This window comes from Qingshengfaniella alkalisoli, assembly GCF_007855645.1.
Taxonomy (GTDB): Bacteria; Pseudomonadota; Alphaproteobacteria; order Rhodobacterales; family Rhodobacteraceae; genus Qingshengfaniella; species Qingshengfaniella alkalisoli.
The window spans coordinates 579,255-602,188 of sequence record NZ_CP042261.1; the positions used below are offsets into that span (position 1 = coordinate 579,255).

At 59.0% G+C, this 22,934-nt stretch carries 21 protein-coding genes; 8 read left to right on the forward strand and 13 right to left on the reverse strand.

Annotated elements, in window-relative coordinates; all coding sequences use genetic code 11:
* Positions 1-84 precede the first annotated feature (84 nt).
* On the reverse strand, positions 85-927 hold the full coding sequence (mazG, locus tag FPZ52_RS03060; protein WP_146363585.1) for a nucleoside triphosphate pyrophosphohydrolase: 843 nt from the start codon (positions 925-927) through the stop codon (positions 85-87).
* Between the two features lie 126 nt (positions 928-1,053).
* Between mazG and FPZ52_RS03065 the strand changes: the two genes are divergently transcribed.
* The 4 genes from FPZ52_RS03065 (at position 1,054) to FPZ52_RS03080 (ending at position 4,331) form a co-directional block, all read left to right on the forward strand.
* Positions 1,054-1,512, forward strand: coding sequence for a DUF1499 domain-containing protein (locus FPZ52_RS03065; protein ID WP_146363587.1), 459 nt, complete (start codon positions 1,054-1,056; stop codon positions 1,510-1,512).
* A gap of 31 nt (positions 1,513-1,543) precedes the next feature.
* A complete protein-coding gene (gene prfA / locus FPZ52_RS03070) occupies positions 1,544-2,599 on the forward strand; it encodes a peptide chain release factor 1 (protein WP_146363589.1) in 1,056 nt (351 codons plus the stop codon).
* The gene (gene prmC, locus FPZ52_RS03075) at positions 2,596-3,429 is read left to right on the forward strand and encodes a peptide chain release factor N(5)-glutamine methyltransferase (protein ID WP_146363591.1); all 834 of its coding nucleotides are present in this window, start codon (positions 2,596-2,598) and stop codon (positions 3,427-3,429) included. The genes prfA and prmC overlap by 4 nt, the downstream gene beginning before the upstream one ends.
* Before the next feature lie 233 nt (positions 3,430-3,662).
* Complete coding sequence (locus tag FPZ52_RS03080) at positions 3,663-4,331, forward strand: DUF4167 domain-containing protein (RefSeq protein WP_146363593.1); 669 nt, start codon at positions 3,663-3,665, stop codon at positions 4,329-4,331.
* 22 nt (positions 4,332-4,353) lie between these two features.
* On the opposite strand, the gene rsmA is transcribed toward FPZ52_RS03080, so the two are convergent.
* The 6 genes from rsmA to lptF are packed head-to-tail and all read right to left on the reverse strand — an operon-like array spanning position 4,354 to position 11,763.
* Positions 4,354-5,193: a 16S rRNA (adenine(1518)-N(6)/adenine(1519)-N(6))-dimethyltransferase RsmA gene (rsmA, locus tag FPZ52_RS03085; RefSeq protein WP_146363595.1), complete on the reverse strand. Its 840-nt coding sequence runs from the start codon at positions 5,191-5,193 to the stop codon at positions 4,354-4,356.
* A complete protein-coding gene (gene pdxA, locus FPZ52_RS03090; protein ID WP_146363597.1) occupies positions 5,190-6,161 on the reverse strand; it encodes a 4-hydroxythreonine-4-phosphate dehydrogenase PdxA in 972 nt (323 codons plus the stop codon). The genes rsmA and pdxA overlap by 4 nt, the downstream gene beginning before the upstream one ends.
* Positions 6,161-7,393: a peptidylprolyl isomerase gene (locus tag FPZ52_RS03095; protein WP_168201251.1), complete on the reverse strand. Its 1,233-nt coding sequence runs from the start codon at positions 7,391-7,393 to the stop codon at positions 6,161-6,163. Before FPZ52_RS03095 ends, pdxA begins: the two co-directional genes overlap by 1 nt.
* Before the next feature lie 7 nt (positions 7,394-7,400).
* Positions 7,401-9,554: an LPS-assembly protein LptD gene (locus FPZ52_RS03100; RefSeq protein ID WP_146363601.1), complete on the reverse strand. Its 2,154-nt coding sequence runs from the start codon at positions 9,552-9,554 to the stop codon at positions 7,401-7,403.
* Positions 9,551-10,642 carry an LPS export ABC transporter permease LptG gene (lptG, locus tag FPZ52_RS03105; protein ID WP_146363603.1) on the reverse strand — a complete coding sequence of 364 codons (1,092 nt, stop codon included), beginning with the start codon at positions 10,640-10,642 and terminating at the stop codon, positions 9,551-9,553. Before lptG ends, FPZ52_RS03100 begins: the two co-directional genes overlap by 4 nt.
* Entirely contained in the window at positions 10,639-11,763 is a 1,125-nt protein-coding gene (lptF, locus tag FPZ52_RS03110) for an LPS export ABC transporter permease LptF (RefSeq protein ID WP_168201252.1), read from the reverse strand. The genes lptG and lptF overlap by 4 nt, the downstream gene beginning before the upstream one ends.
* A gap of 120 nt (positions 11,764-11,883) precedes the next feature.
* Here lptF and FPZ52_RS03115 point away from each other — a divergent pair, with 120 nt between their 5' ends.
* Genes FPZ52_RS03115 through FPZ52_RS03125 form a run of 3 tightly spaced genes read left to right on the forward strand, consistent with a single transcriptional unit; the run spans position 11,884 to position 14,265 of the window.
* Entirely contained in the window at positions 11,884-13,353 is a 1,470-nt protein-coding gene (locus FPZ52_RS03115; protein WP_146363607.1) for a leucyl aminopeptidase, read from the forward strand.
* 43 nt (positions 13,354-13,396) lie between these two features.
* Complete coding sequence (locus FPZ52_RS03120; RefSeq protein ID WP_146363609.1) at positions 13,397-13,798, forward strand: VOC family protein; 402 nt, start codon at positions 13,397-13,399, stop codon at positions 13,796-13,798.
* Positions 13,798-14,265, forward strand: coding sequence for a DNA polymerase III subunit chi (locus FPZ52_RS03125; RefSeq protein WP_146363611.1), 468 nt, complete (start codon positions 13,798-13,800; stop codon positions 14,263-14,265). The genes FPZ52_RS03120 and FPZ52_RS03125 overlap by 1 nt, the downstream gene beginning before the upstream one ends.
* Here FPZ52_RS03125 and FPZ52_RS03130 read toward each other — a convergent pair.
* Genes FPZ52_RS03130 through FPZ52_RS03140 form a run of 3 tightly spaced genes read right to left on the reverse strand, consistent with a single transcriptional unit; the run spans position 14,262 to position 17,317 of the window.
* Positions 14,262-14,843: a retropepsin-like aspartic protease family protein gene (locus tag FPZ52_RS03130; protein ID WP_146363613.1), complete on the reverse strand. Its 582-nt coding sequence runs from the start codon at positions 14,841-14,843 to the stop codon at positions 14,262-14,264. The two genes, FPZ52_RS03125 and FPZ52_RS03130, sit on opposite strands and share 4 nt — an antisense overlap.
* 3 nt (positions 14,844-14,846) lie before the next feature.
* The gene (locus FPZ52_RS03135) at positions 14,847-15,467 is read right to left on the reverse strand and encodes a MarC family protein (protein ID WP_146363616.1); all 621 of its coding nucleotides are present in this window, start codon (positions 15,465-15,467) and stop codon (positions 14,847-14,849) included.
* 2 nt (positions 15,468-15,469) lie between these two features.
* Complete coding sequence (locus FPZ52_RS03140) at positions 15,470-17,317, reverse strand: ABC-F family ATP-binding cassette domain-containing protein (protein WP_146363618.1); 1,848 nt, start codon at positions 17,315-17,317, stop codon at positions 15,470-15,472.
* A 122-nt stretch (positions 17,318-17,439) separates the two neighbouring features.
* On the opposite strand from FPZ52_RS03140, the gene ndk reads away from it, so the two are divergent.
* Positions 17,440-17,862 (forward strand): nucleoside-diphosphate kinase, encoded by a 423-nt coding sequence (gene ndk, locus FPZ52_RS03145; RefSeq protein WP_146363620.1) that lies wholly within the window; start codon positions 17,440-17,442, stop codon positions 17,860-17,862.
* Positions 17,863-17,865: 3 nt separating this feature from the next.
* Here the strand turns inward: ndk and FPZ52_RS03150 are convergent, their stop codons facing one another.
* From FPZ52_RS03150 to FPZ52_RS03160, 3 genes are all read right to left on the reverse strand, one after another.
* Positions 17,866-18,207: a TfoX/Sxy family DNA transformation protein gene (locus tag FPZ52_RS03150; RefSeq protein ID WP_146363622.1), complete on the reverse strand. Its 342-nt coding sequence runs from the start codon at positions 18,205-18,207 to the stop codon at positions 17,866-17,868.
* A 54-nt stretch (positions 18,208-18,261) separates the two neighbouring features.
* On the reverse strand, positions 18,262-18,741 hold the full coding sequence (locus tag FPZ52_RS03155; protein WP_168201253.1) for a VPLPA-CTERM sorting domain-containing protein: 480 nt from the start codon (positions 18,739-18,741) through the stop codon (positions 18,262-18,264).
* A 409-nt stretch (positions 18,742-19,150) separates the two neighbouring features.
* A complete protein-coding gene (locus FPZ52_RS03160) occupies positions 19,151-22,792 on the reverse strand; it encodes a vitamin B12-dependent ribonucleotide reductase (protein ID WP_146363626.1) in 3,642 nt (1,213 codons plus the stop codon).
* Positions 22,793-22,934 lie beyond the last annotated feature (142 nt).

Below are 22,934 nucleotides of genomic sequence, written 5' to 3' on the forward strand. Positions count from 1 at the left end.
AATGCAGACATGCGGTAAAACGGCGCGGGTGTCGAGAGGGGTATCAAGGGCGGCTTCGCATACGCCAAGCTTTGCTGGCTGGCGTCAGGCCACATCCGGGGATCGGGCTGCCTTTTCAATGCGTTTGGCGTCATTCCAAAGCGCATCCATTTCCTCAAGGTCCGATTCGTTCGGCGATTTCCCGCGTTCCGACAATGCCGCCTCGATACTGCGAAAGCGCCTGGTGAACTTGGCATTCGCCGCCCGTAACGCTTCTTCGGGATCGACCTTCAGATGTCGTGCCAGATTGGCCATCACGAACAGCAGATCTCCGAATTCTTCCGTCACATGCTCATGGGACTGCAACGCTTTCGCCTCGACAAGTTCTTGGGTCTCTTCGCGGATCTTGTCGAGTACCTGTTCCGTTTCGGCCCAGTCGAACCCCACCCGCGCCGCACGCTTTTGCAGTTTCACCGCGCGTGTCAGGGCTGGCAGGTTCAGGGCGACATCGTCCAGTACCCCGTGCTGCGCGCGTCCTGCGCGTTCCTGTGCCTTGATCGTTTCCCAATCCACGGTCTGCTGCGCCGCGCTTTTGTTGCGGCTTTCATCACCGAAGACATGGGGGTGCCGCGCAACCATCTTGTCACCGATGGTATTGGCGATGCTGTCGAAGTCGAATAGCCCTCGTTCCTTGCCAATCTGCGCATGATACACCGATTGCAGCAACAGATCGCCCAACTCCTTCTCCAGTTCCGGCCAGTCCTGCCGTTCGATAGCATCGGCGACTTCGTAAGCTTCCTCGATGGTGTAGGGAGCGATGCTGGCGGAGTCCTGTTCTATGTCCCAGGGGCAGCCATGGTCAGGATCCCGAAGCGCACGCATGATTTCCAGCAGGCGTGGCATTCCGCCGTTCGGGTCAAAGATCAGGGCTTCGTCGAAATGTGACATGGTTGGTCCGGTATTTCCTGTGTTTGGTCCGAATAACCCAGATGAACGAGGCGATGTCCACCCGAAGCGGCTTGCATTGGCACTGAATCCGGCAAAGTTTATACGTACCCTCAACGGAGATCTGCCATGCAAATCCTGATCAACACCGCAATCATCATTGCTGTTCTGGTTGCCGCTTTCGGGCTATGGGTGCGCGTGGCACCGAGCAACGAGGCACGCTGGCATGTCGATCCGCTCCGCGTTGAGGGATGGAGCAAGGCCCAAGGCTATCTGGTCCGCCCAAACAATGGGGACGCCGCGACGCCTGTCTTTAACGAAGACGCGGAAGGCGTATTGATGGCATTTGACCAGATCGCGATGTCCACGCCGCGTGTCATACATCTTGCCGGATCCGTTGATACCGGGATGCTGACCTACGAGATCCGGTCGCTGGTGTGGGGTTTCCCCGATTACCTGACCGTGCATGCTGTGCCGGACGATGGCGGCACGTCGCTGGCGATCTGGTCGCGCGCGCGTTACGGAAAGTCGGATATGGGCGTAAATCGCAAGCGGGTGGAGGATTGGCTCTCGCAGATGCCATCTTGACCACGACCCCGTTCTCGGCAACACCCCGCACATGGTTCCTTATGAAAAACTAGCCCAGATCACGCAACGTTTCGAGTTTCTCGAAGCCAAAATGGCGCAAGGTGCATCTGGCGATGAAATCGCGACACTGGCGCGCGAGTATTCCGAACTCAAGCCCGTGGTCACCGAAATTCGGTCCTACCGTCAGCTTCTGGATGACATTGCCGAAGCCGAGGCGATGCTCGCCGATCCGGAAATGCGCGAACTGGCGGAAGAGGAACTGCCGGGCATGAAAGCGCGGCTTCCCGAATTGGAACAGTCTCTGCGCGTGGCATTGCTGCCCAAGGATGCCGCCGATGCGCGACCCGCGATCATCGAAATTCGCCCAGGTACGGGCGGCGAGGAAGCGGCGCTGTTCGCCGGTGATCTGCTGCGCATGTATCAGCGTTACGCCGAGGCGCGAGGCTGGAAATTCGATATCCTTGAGTTTTCCGAAACCGAACTGGGCGGGGTGAAGGAAGTCGTTGCCAATATTCGCGGTGACGGTGTTTTCGCGCGGCTCAAATACGAATCCGGTGTACACCGTGTCCAGCGGGTTCCAACGACGGAATCGGGCGGTCGGGTGCATACTTCTGCCGCCACCGTCGCGGTACTGCCCGAAGCAGAGGATGTCGATATCCATATCGACCCGTCAGATTTGCGCATCGACACGATGCGCGCCAGCGGTGCAGGCGGTCAGCACGTCAACACCACGGATTCAGCCGTCCGGATCACTCATGTTCCTACCGGGATCGTTGTGACCAGCTCGGAAAAATCCCAGCACCAGAACCGTGCCATCGCGATGCAGGTGTTGAAGACGCGCCTTTATGACATGGAACGTCAGCGCGCGGACGCCGAACGCGCCGCCAGTCGAAAAAGCCAGGTGGGATCCGGCGATCGATCCGAGCGGATACGTACCTATAACTTTCCGCAAGGACGCGTATCTGATCACCGCATCGGAATGACGTTATATCGGTTGGATCAGGTCATGCAGGGCGACCTGGACGAATTTGTCGACGCGCTGACTGCCGATGATCAGGCGGCTCTGCTCGCCGAGATGGAGGCATGACCGGCAACCAACTGCTGGTCGCCGCAATCCAGCGCCTGAAAGCCGCCGGCATACCGGACCCATCGCGTGACGCACGTGTTCTTCTCGCCCATGCTTTGAAACAGCCGCGGGAACGGTTGGTATTGTTTCTTGCAGAACCAATGACGGATGAGCAGGCTGACCGGTTTCATGGTTACATTGAGGCGCGGCTGGGGCGTCGTCCTGTCTCACATATCCTTGGATATCGTGAATTCTTTGGGCACCGATTTGAGGTTGGTCCTCAGGTGCTCGATCCACGACCGGAAACCGAGATACTGGTTGAGGCTGCGTTAGAACGCCCCTTCGGGAATGTCTTGGATTTAGGTTTAGGAAGTGGATGTATCCTTTTGACATTGCTAAATGAAAGAACGTCCACTTCCGGCGTCGGGGTCGATGTTTCAAATGAAGCGCTTTCTATTGCGCGCCGTAACGCGGATGCGCTGGGCGTCGGGCATCGCGCTGATCTGCGACAATCCGACTGGTGGCAGAATGTCGAGGGGCGTTTCGATCTGATCGTGTCGAATCCGCCTTACATCAGCGATTCTGAAATGGCGGATCTGGAACCGGAGCTTGTGCAATGGGAACCGCGCGAAGCGTTGACGCCGGGAGGGGACGGATTGGATGCTTATCGCAAGATCATTGGCGGCGCGGCGGCCCACGCGATGCCCGGCGCTCGGCTGCTGCTGGAAATCGGTGCCTCGCAGGGACAGGCGGTTTCTGCACTTGCGCGGGCTGCAGGTCTTGAAAACCTGCGGATCATTCCCGATCTCGACGGGAGAGACAGAGTCGTCTATGCTGAATTCAGGCGATAGAATGTAGGCGCTGAAATCGTGCCGTGTTCGTCGTTCTATAATGAAATACAGCAATAGACACTTTTTTGCTTGTTTCCCGCCAAGGAGCGTGGTTTACACGTCGGCGTTGGGTAGGATGTGCCGCAGGGCGCTCCCCGATACCAAGCCAGACATTACCCAGTCAGAAGATTCGACCGAATAACCGGTCAGATGGCGGGATATAGAAAATAGACAAGGCTGAGCACCAGTATAAGATGAGATCATCCAAGTCACGCTCGCGGTCCAAACAGAACCGGAACCGCTCGATGGGCAATATCGTGAACCGTGTTTTTGACAGCTCCGGTCCGGAGGGTAAGGTTCGCGGGACGCCGCAGCAAATCATTGACAAGTACACGCAGCTTGCGCGCGATGCGCAGTTGTCGAATGACCGTGTCGCTACCGAGAACTTCCAACAGCATGCCGAGCACTACACGCGCTTGCTGAGCGAGGCTCAGAAAGAGCAGGAAGCGCGGCGCGAACAGCATCAGCAACAGCAGGAACAGCAGAATCGCCAGCGCGAACGCGAGGACACGCGGCAGGATCAGCAGTCCGACGACGCCAGGCCGTCAGAGGCGCGGCAGAACGACGACAGCAACCAGCCTGACGTCGCGAAATCGCAACCGCGAGCCGAGGCTTCGGCTGAAAACAAACAGGCGAAGTCTACCGACGTGCTAGAAGTCGCGCCGGCCGCCGATGAAGGTGGACTGGTTGAAACGCCGGAAGGCAAGCCCGAGCCGAAGGCGAAGAAACCGCGCGCGCCGCGCAAGCCCCGTGCGCCGCGCAAGAAACCGCAAGCGGATCAGGCTGATCTCGGGTTGGATTCAACGCCATCCGACAACGGCTCGACCGATGGTGGCGATGGCGAAAAGCAAGCCGCCGAATAATGCAATTGGCTGAAAGGCTGTCCTAGCCTTTCAGCGCCCGCGCCAAGGCGCACCATTCTTCCAAAGACACTTGTTCCGCCCGCGTCGTTGGGGCGATGCCCGTGGCAGTCAGAACATCCTCGATATCCGCGCGGACTCCCTTCAGCGAGGCGCGCAGCATCTTGCGGCGCTGGTTGAATCCTGCTGCGACGACCTTTGACAAGATATCGGCATCTGCCGGAAAGCGCGGCTCGGCCAAGGCTTCCAGATGCACGACTGCTGAGCTGACCTTCGGAGGCGGCGTAAAGGCCTGCGGCGGCAAGTCCATGACAATGCGGGCATCGGCCCGCCACTGCGCCAGAATCGCGAGACGACCATATGTCTTGCTACCTGGTGATGCCACGATCCGCTGGGCGACTTCTTTTTGGAACATCAGGGTCAGGCTGCTCCAGAAGGGGGGCCATTCGGGCGGTGTCAGCCAGCGCACCAGAAGTTCCGTCCCCACGTTGTAGGGCAGGTTGGCCGCGATTCGGATCGGGGCAGTCAGGCGGTCGGTCGGATTGATTTCCAGCGCGTCGCCTTCGACGATGTCCAGCCGACCGGGATAGGCGGCGGCGATCTGTTCCAGCGCAGGGATGCAGCGGCGATCTTTCTCGATGCACAGAACCTTGCGCGCGCCTTCGGCCAGAAGACCACGGGTCAGACCACCCGGACCGGGGCCTATTTCCAGAACATCCGAATTTTCCAGGTCTCCAGCCTTCCGCGCGATCTTGGCGGTCAGGTTCAAATCCAGAAGGAAGTTCTGACCCAGGGACTTTCGTGCGCTAAGGCCGTGATTTGCGATGACTTCGCGCAGGGGTGGCAGAGTGTCGATCGCGCTCATGCCCGACGAGCCCGTGCCATCCTGTCGGCCATTTTCAACGCCGCGATCAGGCTGGAGGGCGAGGCGATTCCACGACCTGCGATGTCGAATGCCGTGCCATGATCCGGTGAGGTCCGAATGAAGGGCAGGCCAAGGGTGACATTGACGCCCTGATCGAAATCAAGTGTCTTGATCGGGATCAGCGCCTGATCGTGATACATCGCAACGGCGACGTCATACCCGTCACGCGCTTTGGCGTGGAACATCGTGTCGGCGGGCAACGGCCCGAAAATGGCCATGCCTTCATGGCGCAGCTTGTCGATCACAGGACGGATCATCCTGTCGTCCTCAGTGCCCATTGCGCCACCTTCGCCCGCATGCGGGTTTAGCCCCGAAACTGCGACGCGTGGAGAGGCAATGCCAAAATCACGCCGCAATGCGTCGTGGGTGATGCGAAGCGTATCGGTCAGCAATTCAGACGTAAGGGCCGCTGGCACCTCGGATAGCGGGATATGGATGGTGGCGGGCACCACCTTCAGCGCGTCACAGGCCAGCATCATCACAACGCGATCTACACCTGCCAATGCTGCCAGATACTCGGTGTGACCCGGGTAGGCAAAACCGGCACCATCCTTCAACGCCTTCTTGTTGATCGGATTGGTCACGACGGCGGAAGCCATACCGGACTGCACCAGGGACGCCGCGCGGGCGATCACGTCGATCACGGCCTTGGCGTTGGCAGGTGAAGGTTTGCCTGAGATGGCCGGATCGGGAAATGCGAAAGGCAGAACGGGCAGGGCGGAGGGCGCGACCGTTGTTGCCTCGGACGGGTGGGATATGGCTTTTACCGGAACGTTGGCCGGAAGATGTGATGGGTCGCCGATCAGGAAAAAGGGTAAGCGTCCGCGCAGGTCATCCCATGCCTTCGCTGCGATTTCTGGCCCGACGCCGGCGGGCTCGCCACAAGTGAGTGCGAGCGGGGCGGGCATCAGTATCGCTCGATGAATGCGTCGGCTTCCAACTCGGCCAGGTAGCCTTCGGCGTAATCGTTCAGGCGGCGCAGGAAAAGCTGTTGACCGACTTCATCGCGGGTCAGGTCAATGTCGCCGCTTGCGTCCCGGCTGCACAGCATGGCGATGGATGCGGGCGTTCCAGCCGCAGTCGCGGGCAGGATCGTCATTTCGCCAGGATCCAGACGACCGACAATGGCCCGCAGATCGGAAGGCAGTTGCGATTGCGGGCGGCTTTCATTGATCAGCCGGTTCGGATCGCTGTTGGGGAAGAGACCGAACAGATCGACGCAATTATCGGCCAGTGCCGTCAGGCGAGCGCGTTCGGTTGCCAGATCGGTGCCTGCAGGAAAGAAGATGCGCGAATATTCGATGGTTGGGTTGGCGGCCTGCGACGGGGTCGAGTCCTGCAATCCGCGAAACTGGAACAGTGCGATCGCTTCGCCAAGCGGGATGGGGTCCGTCACCTCTCCCGGTGCCATTGTCAGGAAGACAGGCCCAATCTGGGGCGGCAGGTCGGATAACGGCATCCAGTCGAGACGTCCACCATTTTCACGGGTCGGCGCAGCGGAGAAGTTGCGGGCCGCGTTTTCAAATTCGGAAAAGCTGGTCATCTGTGAAATGGCTTCGGCACGCTGCTGGCTTTGTTCAGCGATCTGCGGGGCGAGCGGCAGAATGATTTCCGACAGCAGCACGCGGGCGCTGCTTTGACCCGTGCCCAGCGACATGGCGCGGTCGATCTCCGCGTCACTCGGACGTGCGCGGGAGGCAAATTGCGTTCGCACAAGATCGCCCCAGGCAAGTTGGACACGCAGGAAGTCGCGGATGGTTTCCGATGCGATGCCGGATTCTCCGAGCGCTTGCAGGAACTCGGTGCCGGACAGGTTGGCGCGACCTGCGAAGTCCTCAACCGCGAGATCGACTTCCTGTTCGGTCGGCTCGATGCCGGCTTGTGTGGCGGCCGCGATCTTCAGGCGGTCTGCGATCAGGATGTCTGCCACCTCGTTGCGTGACGTTCCGGGCTGGCGCAGAAGTGTCATCAGGCGCTGGCGCTGTGCGATCTCGAAATTTGTCACCACGGAGTCATTGACCTTCACCGCGGGATTGAACTGACCCTGGGCAGCCACGGGTAAAGCTAGGCAAGCCGCGCAAAGGGTCGCTGCGATGGTTTGGATGCCGCGACGCATCAGCGTGTGTGTTGTCGTTGTCATGCCCGAATTAACCTCGTGCGCTGCAAGTTCGGCGGCTGACCCGCCTGTCATCATCTCCGAACCCTGCCAGCGTTACAGACAGGCCGTAGCTGGTTGTGGGTTCGGTTTCCTCGGTATTTCTAAATCGTTGTAGCATCGAAAGATCAACCCTGACACACTCGTTCGTGTAGGACAGACCAAATTCGGCCCGGTTGGTACGCGCGGCCTGGAAGTCCCGCCGCAGATCGGTCCAGATGTTCCAGCGATCCGTGATGTCGTAATCGGCTTCCAGCGCCAGTTCGTTCAGATCCGTGGTCAGGTCAAGCGCGGTATCCGCGCGTTGCCACAGGTAACTGGAAGCCAGCCGCAAACTGTCGGAACGCCAACTGACGGTGGTTTCGTTCAGGGTGAATTCCATCGCGCTATCGATCAATGACAGGCTGCGGACCTTCATGTTGTCGCCAAGATCCAGATCGGCCTGAAGCAACCAGTCCGATTCGCTGCCCGAAAGACCTGTCGCCAGTGGGAACTGTTCCGGCTTGGCAAAGCGATAGACCTTCCCCGCCGTAACCCCCAGCGACCATCCGTTGGGATCGATACGGCGCCACGTCATGGCGAGCGTGGCGCGGGTGCCTTCCTCATATCGGTCAAGACCCGGGAAGCGGTTCAACGCGAAAAGGTTGCCGGTGTCGAACGATGTCAGGCGGCTGTCGTCATTCGGGGAATCGATGGGATCCGTACGCGTATAGGCAAGCTGCGCGACCGGTTCCAACTGGTAACTGACGCCCGTGGCTGTCCATTTCGCCAGAGGATAGCTGACCTCTGCCGCCATGATCGGGGTGATCCCAGTTTGATATTCAGGGTAATTGCTGTCTTGTCCAATATACTTGAAATCGCCATGGGCTATCAAATCCGCGCCGTAGCGCAGGCCGGTTGGTGTCGTCCAGTCGCGGGTCCATTTTCCTACTGCACGAATCTGGGCCATGTCACGCCCTGCCACATCCACGGAGGAGGGGCGCTGATGGCTGTGGCCGATCAGGCTGAGATCCAGCCAACCGCCGACGGACGTGGGGTTCATCCGGCGGTCAATGCGAAAGTCGGTGATAAAGGTGGGCAGCGTGTCGTTGTCTTCATTTTCGCGCAGTGATCGGAAATGGTTGATTTCGGCGTCAACGCGTTCATGTTCGCGCGTGCGCAGCAAGGAGAGATTGCTTTGCAGCCGGTCGGCGCTCGAATAGTCGTAATCCTGAAGATACTGATCATCCCGCGCCGTTTCCAGGCTGAATCTCAGATCATAATCGCGCGGCAGATCGAAGCTGCCGGACCCGAACAGATAGGTTCGAAGTTGTCCATCTTCGATGGAATCCCGGCTGACTGCGCCTTCGAATTCGATTTCGCCCGTGCGAAACGCCTGCCGGTAGCGCATTTCCAGAGTGCGGGTGTAGTCGGTCGAGAAATAGGGCGTGAAGGTGATGTCGGCATGATCGCCTAAAGTCAGGAAGAAGGGTAATTTCAGGCCCCAACCCAGATCATCCGTGGTTCGAACGCTCGGTGCCAGCACGCCGGACAGGCGCGTGTTGGTGGGGTCGGGGAAGCGCATATAGGGTGAATATGCAATCGGAAGCCCCGCGACGCGGAACTGCGCGTCGTAGAAATAGAGCCGCTTGCGTTCCTCGTCGTGGATCACCCGGCGTGCGCGGATTTCCCACAAAGGCGTTTCAGAGGTGGAGCAAACCGAGCAACTTGACGCAACGACGCGCTTGAGATCGGTAAATCGACCTTCGGTGCGGGCCAGTTCCGCGCCCGCGACCTGAAGGTGTTGATCCAGAATAAGGCGCGCGCCACGGGCGATGCCGTCAGTCAGGTCGGTGGACAGTTCTGCCGTATCCGCCAATACGACCGCATCCGATCCGTCCCGCAGAATGATTGGGCCTTCAACATCGATCCGACCACTGTCGCGATCATAGGCGATGCGCGATGCGCTGATTGACCTGCCGCCGGAAAAAACCGTGACATCGCCTTCTGCGATGAGGCGGTCATCCCCCTCGACTCGCATGACGTCAGCCATGATCGAGGTCGGGAATTCTTCGTCGGCCACCTGTGCTGAAGCGGTGCTGACCAAAGCAAGCACAGCGATAAGTATCGAGAGAAATGGCTTGATATGGCGCAGTGAAGTCTTCATCCGTCCTCGAATTGCAACAACAGGGAAAGAGCCAAGCAGATGCAGGCGACCGGTGGCCCCCAAACTGCGATGAAGATCGGGATCTGTCCTGTTTCAGCCATGGTGGCGGCAAGGCGGCTTACGAAATAGACCGCAAATCCAGAACCTACAGCTGCCAGTACCATCAGCCCGGTGCGCCCGAAGCGCGTGTGACGCAGTGTGAACACCGCGCCGATGAATACCATGGCCGCGAATAGCAAGGGACGGGCCAATTCGGACTGGAACCAGACGCGGTGGAGGCGGGCGGAAAAGCCGGCTTGCTCCAGGTGGCCGATGAAAGCGGGCAGCTCCCAGATCGGTATTGCTTCCGGTCGGGCAAAGCTGTCGCGGATCTGATCGCGCGTCAGCTCTGACGGAATGTCCAGACTGTCAAGGGACTCGGCCATCTCTTCGGGGTTCTGGATGGCAAGATCCCAGCGTTTTACGTCCTCCAGCCGCCAAGCGCCATCGGTCAGTATGGCGCGCACGGCGTTGGCGCGATAGGTTGGCTTGCCGTTCCCCTCAAAGCCATAGAATGTGACCGTCGACAATTCGGTTCCATCTGAATTTGCACGCTCTGCATGGATCGCGGTTTGTCGGTCGTTCGATCCTTGCCGAAGCCACAGCCCGTCGCGCCCGACGGAGATCACGCGTTCAGAGCCGTGGATACGGTTGGTTTCCGTATCATACCGGATCGACAGGCTTGCGACGACGGGATTGCCGACAGCAACAACGAGCCCGCCAATCAGAGCAGCGGTGAAAAGCGGGGACAGAACGGACCGGATGGCAGAACGCCCGGCCGCGCGCGTGACCACTAGCTCGCTGGTGCGTGCCAGCGTGATAAACAGCGTGACCGTTGCCAGCAGCACCACGAGGGTCAACACCTCGTACAAAGTGATCGGTAGGTGCAAAAGCGTCAGATAGGCCAGCGTGGTGAACGATACACTTTCCCCGTCGAAACGGCGGATATGTTCCACCAGATCCACGAGCCACATGAAGGTTGCGAATGCGGCGAGGATGCCAAGCCATGTGAACAGGAATTTGCGGGCGAAGTAGAAATGCAGGGTCATCCGGCGCTCCTTCGGCGAAGACGCGCAGGTAAATTGCTGTTTGCTATGAACAATAGAGCAAGGCAGATGACGACCGCCAATAGGCTAGACAGATACACCAGGGGCCATAATGCCGGATCACGTGAGGCGGCATCGATGCTGGAATTGTCGATCAGCTTAACGATAACCACAAGAAAGACTGCCGCCGCGATCTGTTTCCATAGCCCAAAGCGGCTGAAACCGCCGATCATCAGCGCTGCATATCCCAAGAAAGCCGCACCGCCCGCTAGAAGGGCTTGGGTTACGCGCAGATGTGCTTCGCGTTGCAGGTAGTCTGCGCTGCGTCTTGTGCGTTGGGCCAGTTCCGCATCGGGTGTTAGCAACTGCAAGGTACTTAGCCCCTGCGGATTTACGCGGTCGCTGGTGCTTTGCTGGATCAGGCTGTCTATGGCCACCGTGAAATCATCAAAGCGCGTGATCGACAAGCGTTCGCCGTTGGGTTCCAGCGTTTGTGCCATTCCCTGGAACATCACAAGATTGGTCGATTCCGCATCGCGTACAAGCAGAGCTTGATCCGCCATATAGGTCGTTTGACGGTCCGGGTCACGGATGTCGGACATCAGCAGATCCTCGATCGTGCCTTCGGGCGTGATGTCGCGCACATAGACCGTGACGCCGCTGGTGGGGCTTTCGAAGCTGCCGGGAACGAGGATGCGGGCGGATAATGCCTGTGCCAGTTCGGCTTCCCGCGAGTCCAAACGACGGACAGTCGATGGCACCAGAAGATGTGCCAGCACAATGATCAGCACAACGATCAGCAGGCTGAACGTTGCGAAGGGTCTGGCGAGGCGGAATACGCTGAAGCCGGTGGCCTGCACAACGACCAATTCGCTGTCCGAATAGAGCTTGTTCGTTACATAGACCGTCGCCACGAATGCCGAGATGGGCAGGACAAGAAGCATCAGGCTGGGCAGACTCAGCAGCATCAGTTCAAACACGAAGATACCCGATTGCCCTTCGGATATGTATTGCGTCAGCATCAACACGGCTTGATTGACCCAGTAGATGCCCACCAGAATCAACGAAAAAAACCCGAAGGCAAAGACAAGCTGAGACAGGATATATCTGTCGATTCTGCCCAAGGTGGCTCCCCGTTGATGCGTTCTGATCTTCTAACCCAGCTTCGATGCTAGTGAAACTGTTCTATGGTCAAAGCCGGGGCGCTTGACTAGGGTCGCGGAAAATTTCCGAAGAGGACCGACATGACCGACCCCGTCTCTATCCGTGTAACTGCCGTATCCCTTGATGACATCGCGCTGGCAGAAGGCCGCGTGGTTGTGTTCGTGGGAGAGGATGGCAAGCTCGATCAGTTGTCGCGGCGGGTGAACCGACTGACCAGGGGAACGCTGGAGCGGCTGGTGGGGAGCGAGCGATTTGAAAAGCTGAAAGTCGCCGACAGCGTCAGCCTTGAATACCCGGCAGGTATGACCGCGACGGCCATTCAGGTCGTCAAGTTGGACCGCAAACCGTCGGTCCTGGATGCTCGAAAAGCGGGCGCGGGAATCGGAAAGGTCGCAGGTTCGGAAGACGTGCTTGTTCTGGCTGGAAATCTGGGAAACCCGGCTGCCGTGGCCAGTGGGATCGCGTTGCGCAAGTATGACTTCAGCGCACACAAGACCAGGAACGGCGAAGCGAACACGGTCGATGTTACCATGATGCTGTCCAAGCCGGATGTGGCCGAGGCTGGTATCGAGGATGCGCTCGATTCGGCGCGGGCGGTCTTCTTTACCCGCGATCTGACGAATGAGCCGTCCAACGTGCTGACGACATCCGAATTTGCCGATCGTCTTTCGGCGATGTCGGAGATAGGGCTCGAGGTTGAGGTGCTGGAAGAAGACGATCTCGAGAAACTGGGGATGCGGACACTGCTGGCTGTAGGGCAAGGCTCGGAAAGCCCCTCCAAGGTTGTCGTGATGCGCTGGAACGGCGGCGGCGATGACGCACCGCTTGCCCTGATTGGCAAGGGCGTCGTTTTCGACACCGGCGGCATCAGCATAAAGCCCGCTTTGAACATGGAAGACATGACCATGGATATGGGAGGTGCTGGTGTCGTTGCAGGCGTGATGCGCGGTTTGGCCCTGCGTAAAGCCAAGGCCAATGTCGTGGGCATTGTCGGGCTGGTCGAAAACATGCCCGACGGCAAGGCGCAGCGCCCCGGCGATGTGGTGCGCTCCATGAAGGGCGATACGGTTGAGGTGATCAATACCGACGCCGAAGGCCGGCTCGTTCTGGCCGATCTGCTGTGGTATGCACAGGACCGTTTCAGGCCGTCCGGCATGGTCGATCTTGCGACGCTCACTGGTGCGGTAATCATCGCGCTTGGCCACGAAAAGGCAGGCGTTTTTGCCAATGATGATGAATTCGCCGACACTTTCCTGAAAGCGGCCAGGATGGAAGGCGAGGGTGCGTGGCATCTGCCGCTCGATCCGGCCTATGACGAAGCGCTGAAAAGTCGTGTTGCCGATATCAAGAACACTGGCGGTCGCGCTGCGGGATCGATTACGGCGGCGCAGTTCCTGCAGAATTTCGTGAAATCTGACACGCCGTGGATTCATCTGGATATCGCCGGGGTTGCCAGCGTCGGGACCGAGACCACTTATGCGCCAAAAGGTGCAACGGGTTGGGGGGTTCGCGCGCTGGATCGGATGATCCGCAATAAGTTCGAGAACTAAAAGCCACGCGCAGCGTTGAGTCTTCTCATAAAGGAGGAATGCCATGCTTATTCCGGCTACACGCTATAAGGACTGCGACGCTGCGCTGAGTTATCTGACCGGTGTTCTGGGGTTCAAGGAACACGCTGTTCACCGCGACGCTGACGGCAAGATCGTCCATGCCCAACTGACCGAGGGTGGTGACATCTTCATGTTCGGTCCGCCGGGCGGAGGCGCATTCGACCCGCTCATGATTGCGCCGAAGGAGGCGGGTGGCCGCTGCACGACGTCGGTCTATGTGGTCGTCACGGATATTGAGAACCGCTACAAGGCCGTCACCGAGGCGGGCGCGGAAATTGTTATTCCGCTTGAGGCGCAAGATTATGGCGGGCAAAGCTTCACGCTGCGCGACCCCGAAGGCCATATATGGACCTTCGGCGATTATGACCCGACCAAGGAGAGTTGATGAACGACGTCCTGTTCTATCACCTGACCGAAACCCCGCTGGAGGCCACCCTGCCGATCCTGCTGCGCAAGTCGCTTGATGCTGGTTGGCGGGTCGAGATCCGGGGCGGGTCTGTAGAGCGGCTTGACTGGTTGGATCAAAAATTATGGCTGACGGGGGATGCGGACTTCCTGCCGCATGGGCTGGCCGGGGGGGCACATGATGCGCTTCAGCCAATCTTGCTGACGACAGCGGATGCGGTGTCGCCGGCCACGGATTGCCTGATGGTGGTGGACGGTGCGGGATTTGACCCGGCAGAGATGTCAGGGCTTAAGCGTGCCTGCGTGATGTTCGACGGCAGCGATGACGACGCTGTTCAGAAAGCGCGCGGGCAGTGGAAATCCGTGACGGATGCCGGGCTGACCGCGCAATACTGGGCTCAGGATGGCGGACGCTGGATCAAGAAGACCGAAAGCCGGCCAAGCTAGCGCGCCAGTGTCAAGGTGCCGTTGCTGAACGTCATGGTCGAGAATCGCGACAGGTAGCTCATCCCCAACAATGATCCGGGCATCTCGCCTTCGCTGACCTGTGCGCCGACCTCTTGGTCGGCGAAGGGACCTAACTGCACGTCATCCAATGTAACGCGAGCTGTCCGAACCGTCCCGTTCGCTGTTCTGGCGATCCCGGTATAGGCAAGTTGGTCCGCATTGATTCCGATCTTGGCCGCGTCATCTTCGCTCAGGACCATATCGGTTGCGCCGGTATCGACCATGAGCGTCAGGCGGGTGCCGTTCAGTTCCAGCGGCACGTAGTAATGCCCGTCGCTTGCCTGCCTGATCTGGACTTCACCGCTATCTGTCACCACGGTGCTGGATGGGCGCAATGCTGGCCCGATATCTCCCCAAAGGCCGTATAGGGCGACCGCCCCCAGAAAGATCAACCCCCAAATGGCGGCCTGCTGCGCAACCTGTCCCATGCGTTGACGGTTCTGGACGAAAAAATAGACCGCGATGACGCTGCCCAGAAGCACAAGGTAGATCACCCGGCCGAGCTCATCTGTGCTCATGGCTCAAACCCCGCTCACGACGCCCAGTGATTGCAGCCCATCCAGCACGAACTGCACGGCCAGTGCTGCCAGCAGCATGCCGAACAGGCGCGTTACCACGAGGATACCAGTGCGGCCCAAAGCACGCTCGATCGGGCCTGCGACCATGAACAAGGCCAGCATCACACCGATCACGGATGCCATAACCACATGGACCTCCAACGTCCTGATAAGCGTTGCATCCGATGACGTGGTCAACAGGATCATCGAGGCCATCGCGCCGGGGCCAGCGATCAGCGGCGTGGCTAGCGGAAAGACGGACGGGTCATGCGCTTCGTTCATGCGACCTTCGCGGCGCTCTGTTCGTTTCTCGAACAGCATGTCCACCGCGATCAGGAACAGCAGCAATCCGCCCGCGATCCGGAAGGCAGGCAGAGAGATGCCAAGCGCATCCAGCAAAGCGGTCCCGAACAAGCCAAACGCCAGAAGGATCGAAAAGCCGATGAAACAGGCACGGATCGCCACAGACCGACGATGTGCATCGTCCATGCCCTGCGTTAATGCAATGAACATCGGTGTCAGGCCGATCGGGTCGATGACCACGAACAGCGTGACGAATGCGGTGACGGCGTACGCCAGATCCATTGCTATCCTTCCGCTCGTTCAAGCTTTTCCTGCGCCGACATCCACAGGTCCTCGGCCTTGTCCAGCCCGTTCATCACTTCGGCGTATTTCTTTTGCCAGACCTCGACCTCTTGTCCGCGGCCTTCCTCGTAGAGTGACGGATCGGCCAGCTTCTGTGCAAGCTTGTCGCGCATGTCGTTCAGTTTTTCCAGCCGGTCCTCGCATTTGCGCACTTCGGACCTGAGCGCCAGAATCTGATCGCGCGAGGCGCGTTTGGCCTTGGGCTCCTCAGCGGGCTTCTTTGCGGGCTTGTCGCTGGTCAGTAACATCTTGCGATAGGCTTCGAGATCATCCTCGAATGGGCTCACCGAGCCATCCTTGACCAGCCATAACCGGTCCGCGACGAGGCTGAGAAGGTGCATGTCGTGGCTGACCAGAATGACTGCGCCGGAATAGGCGGCAAGCGCTTCGACCAGCCCTTCGCGGCTTTCCATGTCGAGGTGGTTCGTAGGCTCGTCGAGGATCAGCATATGGGGTGCGTCCAGCGTCGCCAGCAGCAGCGACAGCCGTGCCTTCTGACCTCCGGATAAGCGTCCGACCTCCGTGTCCGCCTGATCCGCCGTCAGCCCGAAACCGGCCAACCGCGCGCGCAGCTTGCCGGGCAACTCGTTCGGGCGTTCGCGTCGCAAGTGCTGTAACGGCGTTTCGTCGACATGCAACTCGTCCACCTGATGCTGGGCGAAGTAGCCGATCCGCAGCTTGGATGATTTGGTCATCTTGCCCGACAGTGCGGGCAGGCGGTCCGAAAGCAATTTTGCGAGCGTGGACTTGCCTTGACCGTTCTTGCCCAGCAGTGCGATCCGGTCATCCTGATCGATCCGCAATGACAGCTTCTTCAGCACGGCCTGACCGTTATAACCCACGGATGTGTCTTCCATCGTGATGATGGGGGGTGACAGCTCTTCGGGTTCGGGGAATGTGAAAACCTGCCGCGCGAGGTCTTCGGGCGCGGTAATGACTTCCATCTTGGACAGCATCTTCAGGCGAGACTGCGCCTGTTTCGCCTTGTCGGCCTTGTAGCGGAAGCGGTCCACATAGCTTTGAAGATGCGCCCGGCGGGCGTCCTGCTTCTTCGCCATCGCTGCTTGAACCGCGCGCTGTTCGGCGCGCTGGCGGGCAAACTGGTCATAGGGGCCTTGGTAGAACCCGAGCTTGCGGTTCTCCAGATGCAGGATTCCGTTGACTGCGCGGTTGAGAAGCCCGCGATCGTGGCTGATGATCAGAACGGTATGCGGATAGCGGGCAAGATAGCTTTCCAGCCACAGCGCGCCTTCGAGATCCAGGTAGTTGGTCGGTTCGTCCAGCAGCAGCAGATCGGGCTGCGCAAACAGAACCGCCGCCAGCGCAACACGCATCCGCCAACCGCCTGAGAAGGCAGAGCAAGGCATCGCGTGCTGTTCATCATCAAATCCCAGACCTTTGAGAATCGACGAGGCCCGAGCCTCTGCTGACCACGCATCAATATCGGTCAAGCGCGTCTGGATTTCCGCGATACGGGTGGCGTCCTTGCTCGTCTCGGATTCGGCCATCAACGCGGCACGTTCGGTGTCTGCGGCCAGCACCGTATCAAGCAGGGATGTACCGGATGCCGGCACTTCCTGCGCCACACCACCGATACGCGCACGTTGCGGCACGGATATGAACCCGCTTTCCAGGGCCAACTCACCCCGGATCAGGCGGAACAGGGTTGTCTTGCCTGCGCCGTTTCGACCGATCAACCCCACCTTGTGGCCCGTCGGGATGATTGCACTTGCGTCCTCGAACAGGGGACGACCTTCTACGGCATAGTTTATTTCGCTAATCGTCAGCATGCCTTGCCATGCCGCACGCAGCGTCGGTCGTCAATCGAGCTTTTCAACTCGGCCTGCCCGTGCTAGCAGACCGGCGGTTTCAGGCGGGCAGGGGGTCCGCCGCAAGCAAATGAGGCAAGTCAATGGCCACCGAACGCACGCTGTCGATCATCAAGCCCGACGCGACCCGCCGCAACCTGACCGGCAAGATCAACGCAAAGTTTGAAGAAGCAGGTCTGCGCATCGTCGCGCAGAAGCGCATCCAGCTGACCAAAGAGCAGGCTGGCGTATTCTATGCTGTGCACAAAGAGCGCCCATTCTACGACGAACTGTGCGAATTCATGGCTTCCGAGCCGGTTGTTGTGCAGGTGCTGGAAGGCGAAGGCGCAATCGCGAAGAACCGCGAAGTCATGGGCGCCACCAACCCTGCCGATGCGGCCCCGGGCACCATTCGTGCCGAGTTCGCGGAATCGGTCGGCGAAAACTCCGTCCACGGTTCCGATGCCGCTGAAACGGCGGCTGTCGAAATCGCTTACTTCTTCTCTGGCCTCGAAATCGCAGGCTAAGAGCTATCGGCGCTCGATCACGCCGATTTCATTCAGGGCCGCTTCCAGTTGGGAGCGGCCTTTTATGTCAGGGTCCGATGCCACACGCGTCTTGATCGCATCGAACCGCTCACGCAGCGCGTCCTTTTCCTTGCCCTTGCAGTCGTTCCAAGGGCGGCCCTGCAACCCCATCTCGATCACATAGTAGCCTATGAAATGTGGCCGTGATCCGGCGCGCAACAGTTGCTCGTACGCGGCATCGGTTCCCAGTTCGCGCAGTTGCTCGGCCGAGCGAATACCAACACGCGCGAAAGCCGCCTCCATGGCGGGTCCAAGATTTCTGATTTTGGAAATAGGTTGGGACATTGCGGGCTCCGGAGTGATCCTAGCCCGCAATCGGTTCCGTGGGAAAGCCTGAAATCAGCTCTTGGATTTGCGCTTGCGAACGGCTCCGAAGGCGCCAATCCCTGCGACCAGGAAAAGTGCGGAGGCGGGCAGGGGCACTGCCGTGGTGGGCGTCGTCAGCTCCGGGTTGTCGACGAAGAATTCGATCACGCCCGTCTTGTCTTCTTCGGTAGACGCATACATCGCGCTTGCGCGAACGCCATCCGGAAGTGTGAGAATCCGCATCGAATCCGGGCAGCCGCGCGTGCACCCGCCGTTGTTTGTTGTGTCTACTCCAACCTCGATGCGCCCGAAGCCTTCAAAGTCGAGCCAGGTTGAAAATTCAACTCCCGCTCCCCAATTGATGGCGTTGTCGTGGAAAAGTTGACCAACGCGATCACCTACGCGCTCTGCCTTCATATAAATTCTGGACGGGCCGTCATAACCTTGACCCCACTCGTGAATAGTCGCCGCAGCAGCGGACGACGCGCTCTGAATCAAGACGAGCGCAAGCACTAGCCGTTTCATCATAGTTCCAATCAGTTTTGAATAATTGTGGAGATGTGATCAGGGCAACAGACCGCCCGACACAACGTTCCTAACGGCGTAAAATGCCGCTACTTCCAGACGATGTCATGGTAAGCTCTCCTTTGGGCGCTTGGCCCGTACACAACAAAAAACACGTCGCACAACACAGCGGCAACACTTCGATTCATACAGATGTAATATAAAATTACAACAGCTACCTCTGAGTAAAGTTAAGCTGTCGGTGACATCGATGTTATCGTGAGAGCACAAAAAAAAGGGCCCCCGTAGGAGCCCAGTTGTCGCAAATCAGGTTTCGTCTTCCGTACTGCTCGTTTGGTTTGATGCCTGTTCCCTGATTTGCGTCAGGGGCGAGCGCACCCGCCCCGGATCTCGTTGTTCAGCTACAGCCCGAGGTGGCCCCGCAGGTGTTACATTTCATACAGGTCCCGTTGCGCACCAGCGTGTAATTGCCGCAGTCGCCGCACGGGTCGCCCTCATACCCCTGCATCTTTGCCTTGGCGCGGGCATCCATGCTGACGGTCGTCGAAATGGCCGTGCCACTTTCGAAGGATTGTACCTCGACGGAGGCCTGATCAACCGCCGTTGCCTGCCCACCTTGCAATACAACCAGATCCTGCGGCATCCGTTTGCGCAGATAGCCGGTAGAGGAGATCTGTTTCAGCACCTCCAATGACCGCGACGCGGCCGCGCGGGTTTCGACCTGTGCATCCTTGCCTTCATCTTCTCCGCCGCCAAGCTCATCGAATGACGTCCCTTCGGGCTTGATATGGGCCAGATCGGTGCGGTCCAGGTAGCTGACTGCCAATTCGCGGAAGATATAATCGAGAATAGACGTGGCATTCTTGATGCTGTCATTACCCTGCACCATGCCCGCCGGTTCGAATTTGGTGAATGTGAAGGCTTCCACGAATTCTTCCAGCGGCACACCGTATTGAAGGCCCACGGACACGGCTATCGCAAAGTTGTTCATCATCGCGCGGAAGCCGGCACCTTCCTTGTGCATGTCGATGAATATTTCGCCGAGCTTGCCGTCTTCATATTCGCCGGTCCGAAGATAGACCTTGTGACCGCCCACGATGGCCTTCTGCGTGTATCCCTTGCGGCGTTCGGGAAGCTTTTCGCGTTCTGACCGGATGATTTCCTTCACGATCACCTTCTCGATGACCTTTTCGGCAAGAACTGCGGCCTTTTCCTGAACCGATCCGGTGGCGAGTATCTCTTCCGCCTCCTCGTCATCCTCGACGAGCGCAGATGCCAGTGGCTGACTCAGCTTTGACCCGTCCCGGTACAGGGCATTGGCCTTCACCCCGAGCGACCACGACAGTTCATAGGCCTGCTGGCAGTCCTCGATGGTCGCGTCATTGGGCATGTTGATCGTCTTGGAAATCGCGCCGGCGATGAAGCTCTGCGCCGCCGCCATCATCCGGATATGGCTGTCCACGCCGAGGTACCGTTTGCCCCGCTTGCCGCAGGGGTTGGCACAATCAAAGACATGATAATGCTTGGGATCGAGATGCGGCGCGCCTTCCAGCGTCATGGTTCCGCAGACATGGTCGTTCGCGGCCTCGACCTGCGCCTTGCTGAAGCCCAGATGCGCCAGCAGGTCAAAGGTCGGGTCCGCCATTTTTTCGGCCGGAATGCCAAGAACATCAGTGCAGAACTCCGCGCCCAGCGTCCATTGGTTGAACACAAAGCGGATGTCGAATGCCGAAGGCAGTGCCGCTTCGACCCTGTCAATTTCCCGCTGTCCGAAACCGTGGCCGATCAGGGACGTATGGTTCACGCCCGGTGCATCGCCCAGAGTGCCATGTCCGACTGCGTAGGAAACGATTTCCTCGATCTCCGCCGGGCCGTAGCCCAGATTATCCAGGGCGGCAGGAACCGAACGGTTGATGATCTTGAAATAACCGCCACCGGCGAGCTTCTTGAATTTTACAAGCGCGAAATCCGGCTCGATGCCCGTTGTGTCGCAATCCATCACCAGACCGATGGTGCCGGTTGGTGCAATCACCGTCGTCTGCGCGTTGCGGTAACCATGCTTTTCGCCCAGTTCCAGCGCCTCGTCCCAGCTTTGCATGGCCAGCGCGACCAGTTTCGGATCGGGGCAGTTGGTATGGTCCAGTGCCACCGGCTTCACCGCCAATCGATCATAGCCCGATTTCTTGCCTTTGGCTGCCACCCGGTGATTGCGGATGACCCGCAGCATGTGTTCGGCATTGTTTGGATAGCCGGGAAATGCGCCCAACTCCCCGGCCATCTCGGCCGATGTCGCATAGGCCACGCCGGTCATGATTGCGGTCAGGGCACCGCACATCGCGCGTCCCTCGGCGGAATCGTAGCCCAGCCCCATATTCATCAGGAGCCCGCCAATATTGGCGTAGCCCAGCCCCAGTGTACGATAGTCATAGCTGCGCTGTGCGATTTCGCGGCTCGGGAACTGCGCCATTAGAACCGAGATTTCCAGCGTGATCGTCCAAAGCCGCGTGGTGTGGACGTAGTCCTCTGCCTGAAACGCTCCGTCTTTGAAAAAGGTCAGCAGGTTCATCGACGCCAGGTTGCAGGCGGTGTTGTCGAGGAACATGTATTCCGAGCAGGGGTTCGACCCGCGGATCTCGCCATCTTCCGGGCAGGTGTGCCAGGCGTTTACAGTGTCGTGGAACTGGATGCCGGGATCGGCACAGGCCCAGGCGGCATGGCCGATCTTGTCCCATAGATCTCGCGCCTTGACCGTTTTCGCCACTTTCCCATCGGTGCGGCGGATCAGTTCCCAGTCGGTGTCATCCTTGACGGCCTTCAGGAACGTATCGGTCACCCTGATGGAGTTGTTGGAGTTCTGCCCGGAAACCGAACTGTAGGCGTCTGAGTCCCAGTCGGTGTCATAGGTGGGAAACTCGATCGAAGCATAGCCTTGCTTGGCGTAGTCCAGCACACGCTTGATGTAGGTTTCCGGAATGGCGACCTTCTTGGCACTCTTTACTGCGGCTTTCAGCCCGGGATTTGCTTTCGGGTCCGTCGCAGCTGCCTCCGCGCCGTCCCATTCGCGGATCGCGGCAAAGATGCCATTGAGCTTTTCTTCATGCATCTTCGATCCGGCAACGAGGCTCGCCACCTTCTGCTCTTCGATGACCTTCCAGTCGATGAACTGTTCGATATCGGGATGGTCCGCATCGACGATAACCATCTTGGCCGCGCGACGGGTGGTGCCGCCCGACTTTATTGCTCCGGCAGCGCGGTCCCCGATTTTGAGAAAGCCCATCAGACCGGAGGATTTTCCGCCGCCCGAAAGCGATTCCCCCTCGCCACGCAGCGATGAGAAATTCGTGCCGGTGCCGGAGCCATACTTGAACAGCCGCGCCTCGCGCACCCACAGGTCCATGATGCCACCATCGTTGACCAGATCATCATCAACTGACTGGATGAAGCAGGCATGCGGCTGCGGATGCTCATAGGCCGATTTGGATTTCACCAGTTTGCCGGTCGCGAAATCGACATAGTGGTGACCTTGGCTTGGCCCGTCGATGCCATAGGCCCAGTGCAGCCCGGTATTGAACCACTGCGGGCTGTTGGGCGCTGCGCGCTGGGTCGCCAACATGTAGCGCATCTCATCGAAATAGGCACGCGCATCGCTTTCTTTGGTGAAATAGCCGCCTTTCCAGCCCCAATAGGTCCACGCCCCGGCCAGCCTGTCGAAAACCTGCTGTGCCGACGTTTCTCCACCGAAACGGTCCGCCTCCGGCAAGTCCTTGAGCGCGTCGGTGTCGGGAACGGAGCGCCACAGGAACTCCGGCACGTTCTTTTCCGTAACCTTTTTCAGCCGCGCGGCCACGCCCGCTTTGCGGAAGTATTTCTGGGCCAATACGTCCGACGCGACCTGGCTCCAACTCGATGGAACTTCTACTCCGTCCAACCGGAAGACAATCGTGCCATCGGGGTTGCGGATTTCGGACGAGGTGGTTTTGAAATCCAGCGTTTCATAAGCGCCGCCATCTTCCGAGGTGAATTTCCGTTCGATCCGCATCTGCCTGTTTCCCTTGACTGGCCCTTAGCTGCGCAGACACCTCACCCCACCACGAAGAACACCTTCGCGTTGCGCCCTGTTAGACCCTGTGAATTCCAACTCTTAACCACCATATATGGTGGTCACTGAACTTGTTCCTACA

What these genes read in the sequence shown, in the direction of transcription:
- mazG (WP_146363585.1), bottom strand. Translation starts at nt 927, where the DNA reads ATGTCACATTTCGACGAAGCCCTGATCTTTGACCCGAACGGCGGAATG.
- FPZ52_RS03065 (WP_146363587.1), top strand. Translation starts at nt 1,054, where the DNA reads ATGCAAATCCTGATCAACACCGCAATCATCATTGCTGTTCTGGTTGCC.
- prfA (WP_146363589.1), top strand. Translation starts at nt 1,544, where the DNA reads ATGGTTCCTTATGAAAAACTAGCCCAGATCACGCAACGTTTCGAGTTT.
- prmC (WP_146363591.1), top strand. Translation starts at nt 2,596, where the DNA reads ATGACCGGCAACCAACTGCTGGTCGCCGCAATCCAGCGCCTGAAAGCC.
- FPZ52_RS03080 (WP_146363593.1), top strand. Translation starts at nt 3,663, where the DNA reads ATGAGATCATCCAAGTCACGCTCGCGGTCCAAACAGAACCGGAACCGC.
- rsmA (WP_146363595.1), bottom strand. Translation starts at nt 5,193, where the DNA reads ATGAGCGCGATCGACACTCTGCCACCCCTGCGCGAAGTCATCGCAAAT.
- pdxA (WP_146363597.1), bottom strand. Translation starts at nt 6,161, where the DNA reads ATGCCCGCCCCGCTCGCACTCACTTGTGGCGAGCCCGCCGGCGTCGGG.
- FPZ52_RS03095 (WP_168201251.1), bottom strand. Translation starts at nt 7,393, where the DNA reads ATGACAACGACAACACACACGCTGATGCGTCGCGGCATCCAAACCATC.
- FPZ52_RS03100 (WP_146363601.1), bottom strand. Translation starts at nt 9,554, where the DNA reads ATGAAGACTTCACTGCGCCATATCAAGCCATTTCTCTCGATACTTATC.
- lptG (WP_146363603.1), bottom strand. Translation starts at nt 10,642, where the DNA reads ATGACCCTGCATTTCTACTTCGCCCGCAAATTCCTGTTCACATGGCTT.
- FPZ52_RS03115 (WP_146363607.1), top strand. Translation starts at nt 11,884, where the DNA reads ATGACCGACCCCGTCTCTATCCGTGTAACTGCCGTATCCCTTGATGAC.
- FPZ52_RS03120 (WP_146363609.1), top strand. Translation starts at nt 13,397, where the DNA reads ATGCTTATTCCGGCTACACGCTATAAGGACTGCGACGCTGCGCTGAGT.
- FPZ52_RS03125 (WP_146363611.1), top strand. Translation starts at nt 13,798, where the DNA reads ATGAACGACGTCCTGTTCTATCACCTGACCGAAACCCCGCTGGAGGCC.
- FPZ52_RS03130 (WP_146363613.1), bottom strand. Translation starts at nt 14,843, where the DNA reads ATGAGCACAGATGAGCTCGGCCGGGTGATCTACCTTGTGCTTCTGGGC.
- FPZ52_RS03135 (WP_146363616.1), bottom strand. Translation starts at nt 15,467, where the DNA reads ATGGATCTGGCGTACGCCGTCACCGCATTCGTCACGCTGTTCGTGGTC.
- FPZ52_RS03140 (WP_146363618.1), bottom strand. Translation starts at nt 17,317, where the DNA reads ATGCTGACGATTAGCGAAATAAACTATGCCGTAGAAGGTCGTCCCCTG.
- ndk (WP_146363620.1), top strand. Translation starts at nt 17,440, where the DNA reads ATGGCCACCGAACGCACGCTGTCGATCATCAAGCCCGACGCGACCCGC.
- FPZ52_RS03150 (WP_146363622.1), bottom strand. Translation starts at nt 18,207, where the DNA reads ATGTCCCAACCTATTTCCAAAATCAGAAATCTTGGACCCGCCATGGAG.
- FPZ52_RS03160 (WP_146363626.1), bottom strand. Translation starts at nt 22,792, where the DNA reads ATGCGGATCGAACGGAAATTCACCTCGGAAGATGGCGGCGCTTATGAA.